Source organism: Proteus sp. fly-1067, from assembly GCF_040139345.1.
GTDB lineage: Bacteria > Pseudomonadota > Gammaproteobacteria > Enterobacterales > Enterobacteriaceae > Proteus > Proteus vulgaris_B.
In genome coordinates this window covers 1-2,844 of sequence record NZ_JBEEUL010000037.1, presented here as the reverse complement: position 1 = coordinate 2,844, position 2,844 = coordinate 1, and the positions used below count along the sequence as shown (strand labels likewise).

General features: G+C 41.7%; 5 protein-coding genes. All 5 read right to left on the bottom strand.

All coding sequences use genetic code 11. From position 1 onward, the window contains the following. On the bottom strand, window positions 1-224 hold a 224-nt coding region (locus ABN217_RS20755; protein WP_349459786.1), incomplete at its 3' end, for an HK97 gp10 family phage protein. Continuing rightward, entirely contained in the window at window positions 221-544 is a 324-nt protein-coding gene (locus ABN217_RS20750; protein ID WP_223672500.1) for a phage head closure protein, read from the bottom strand. The genes ABN217_RS20750 and ABN217_RS20755, both read right to left, overlap by 4 nt. Next, window positions 541-849 (bottom strand): head-tail connector protein, encoded by a 309-nt coding sequence (locus tag ABN217_RS20745; protein WP_088495899.1) that lies wholly within the window; start codon window positions 847-849, stop codon window positions 541-543. Before ABN217_RS20745 ends, ABN217_RS20750 begins: the two co-directional genes overlap by 4 nt. Before the next feature lie 95 nt (window positions 850-944). Further along, on the bottom strand, window positions 945-2,153 hold the full coding sequence (locus ABN217_RS20740) for a phage major capsid protein (protein ID WP_349459785.1): 1,209 nt from the start codon (window positions 2,151-2,153) through the stop codon (window positions 945-947). A 13-nt stretch (window positions 2,154-2,166) separates the two neighbouring features. After that, on the bottom strand, window positions 2,167-2,811 hold the full coding sequence (locus tag ABN217_RS20735) for an HK97 family phage prohead protease (protein ID WP_223672513.1): 645 nt from the start codon (window positions 2,809-2,811) through the stop codon (window positions 2,167-2,169). Window positions 2,812-2,844 lie beyond the last annotated feature (33 nt).

Below are 2,844 nucleotides of genomic sequence, written 5' to 3'. Positions count from 1 at the left end.
TAAACGCCCGAAGAAACCTCACCTTTATTGCGCATTCTGTGATTACGGGTCACTATATTTCGTGCTAATTTTCCCGTTTTTCGTGGCGCGGACGTTCTGATTTCATCACGTAATAACGTTGCGGCCGCATTGGTTGCTTTTCGCATTGCTTGATTACTTTCAGCTCGGCTTAAAACATCTAACTCTCTTGATAAGTCGAGTAGATCGGAGAAATCCAAGTTCATGATTGTTTAACTCCTTGTTTGCATAACAATTCTAATCGAGTCAATTTCTCATCAGGAATGACTGACTGAATGTCATAAATTTGCTCACGCCAGACCATTCTGCATGTACTGTTAATATCGGGTCGATAACGCATCCACACTCTAACAGTAACCTCTGACATTTCAGCATTAGCGGATATCAGCTCACGACCAGAAAGATGTTTTACTTCGCACCGCACTGAAGCGATATCAATCCACTCTTTTTTAAATTGCCCTGAAGGTAATTTAATGGGTACGTTCTGTTGAAATATGACAGTTTGGCGCAATCTTCCTGCTTTCATGATTGCCCTCGCATGGGTCTGATACGATATTCACGCAATGCATTGCATAGCGACTCGGGGAGTGATTGACCTTCACGATTCTCATACCAAAAACCAACCATTTGCATGAGCCTTATTTTTATATCTTCGGAAAGAAGTAAGCCATAATGATCATTTTCAGGTATTTCATCATCATACAATTTTCGGTTTGTTAATCTTTCCACTTCGGCTATCGCTGATGATAGATTTTGTTGAAGTAAATCATCATCCTGATCACCATCGATATAACATTGGCGTTTCAATTCATCGATAGTTGGAAATGCCATGAAACCTCCAATAAATCCTGCGACCTATCCTGATCGCAGGCACAAAAAAACCGCAATTAAGCGGTATCTATGAAACTGAGATACATAAACTCAGATTATTCAGTGGCTCCCGCTTTCAGTAACTTCACTGCATTACTGTCAACCAACATAGAGCCAACGCGTTTCGTCGTATAGAAATGTACAAACGGTTTGTTGGTGTATGGGTCACGTAACATACGAACACCAATACGATCAAGAATGGTGTAACAGCGATTGAAGTTACCAAAAGCAATCGGCACAGCATCAGCAGAGACATCATCAAATTGCTCATTTTCTGCAATGCCATACCCTAATAATGCAGAAGGTTGCCCTAATTGCAGACCGGGTTGCCACAAATAATTACCTTGAGCATCTTTCAGTGTGCGAACTTGGAATAATGTATTGTTATTCATCATAAATTTAGCACCTGTACGATACACTTTTCGCATGGTATAAATCAATTTCATGACTTCATCCGCAGTGATTTCTGTCGGTTTTTTCAATAACAAATGCTGTAACTTACCCCACTCACGCTCTTTGTCGCCTTTATCGTCACTGCCGTACGCTAATAAGCCTTTTGGCTTTTTAATACCGTCACCGTGAGTAAATACCGCTTCTTCCTGCTCTGCAAATTCTGTGGCTAATTCACTGGTAATGAATTGCTCAACATTAAAAAAGGCATCATCAAGTATGGTTTGAGTTGCGGCAGGGTTACCGTAAATTTCCCCCCAGAACGGTTCAATAGAAGCGAGTTTTGATGTGTTGGTTTCAGGGCGTTTATCCACTTCACCGACCCAACCACTATTTGTCCCACCTTGATTAATCAGGCGTTTAAACTTCTCTGTGCCAACCGTAATCACATTACACTCTTGGCGCATAACCACTTCATCACGCAATGCCGTAATGATATTACGATCCAGCTCTTCGGGTACCGCATAACCGCCGTCAGGATCTGAACCGACCTGCATTGCTTTACGCTCTAATTCCGAAAGGCCATCATCTGTACCTTTACGCACAAATAATTCAAACGCGGTTTTATGCTCAGAGACATCTTTATTCGTCACGTTACCATCGGGACGTTTTACTGAAGCGAGCTCAGCTTCTAAATTGCTTTTTAATTCATCCAGCTCTGATAATTTGCCATTTAAGGTATCGACGGTTTCTGATAGCTTACTTTTTTCAGCTTCAATCGCATCAATACGTTTATCATTCGACTTTTTAAACTCGTCAAATTGACCTTTTAGCTCCTGCGCAACTTCAGTTACATCTTTATGATCAATAGCCATAATCTTTCCTTTATTATTTAAAAATAGATTTCAATGTTTCTAATGCTTCTTGCTCAACATCACGCAGAGAAAGTGCATCGTAGCCCTTGGCCATAAAAGCCTTAGCTTGCGTTCGCGAAAGCCCAACATCGCGCAGGACTCGCTCAATACTTTTTTGTGTGGGTAATTCACCACGAGCAAATGCCGACTTCACATCACTGACTCGCGCTTCTTCATTGGAAGGAAATGTCACTAAACTGACTTCCCATAGGTCGATTTCTTTCAGTAGAAAAGCATCTTTACTGCGGTCATACTCATAATCTTTAAGAATGTAACCAATAGAAAGGCCGGATAATGATCCGGCCTTCATATGAGCATGAGCACGTTTAGATAAAGGGTCGTCGTCAATTAATAGGCGACCTTTTACATAAAGTCCGGTGCTGTCCTCTCGCATTTCGGTATAAATACCAATAGGCTCTGCCATTTGGTGTTGCCAAAGTAAAGCGGGTAACGCCCCTTTTTCTTTCCATTGATTAAGGGAATTAAGGAAAGCCCCCGGCATCACAATATCGGCATAACTGTCTTTTACCCCGAAAACGGAGCCATAGCCTTCAAACTCACCAGAGTCACTAACAGACTTAATTTTCAATGGCACATCAAGCCGTTGTTTGGTCGTCATCGGCATGCGCTTTCTCCTCTTGTTTTTGGGTTT

What these genes read in the sequence shown, in the direction of transcription:
- ABN217_RS20750 (WP_223672500.1), bottom strand. Translation starts at nt 544, where the DNA reads ATGAAAGCAGGAAGATTGCGCCAAACTGTCATATTTCAACAGAACGTA.
- ABN217_RS20735 (WP_223672513.1), bottom strand. Translation starts at nt 2,811, where the DNA reads ATGACGACCAAACAACGGCTTGATGTGCCATTGAAAATTAAGTCTGTT.
- ABN217_RS20745 (WP_088495899.1), bottom strand. Translation starts at nt 849, where the DNA reads ATGGCATTTCCAACTATCGATGAATTGAAACGCCAATGTTATATCGAT.
- ABN217_RS20740 (WP_349459785.1), bottom strand. Translation starts at nt 2,153, where the DNA reads ATGGCTATTGATCATAAAGATGTAACTGAAGTTGCGCAGGAGCTAAAA.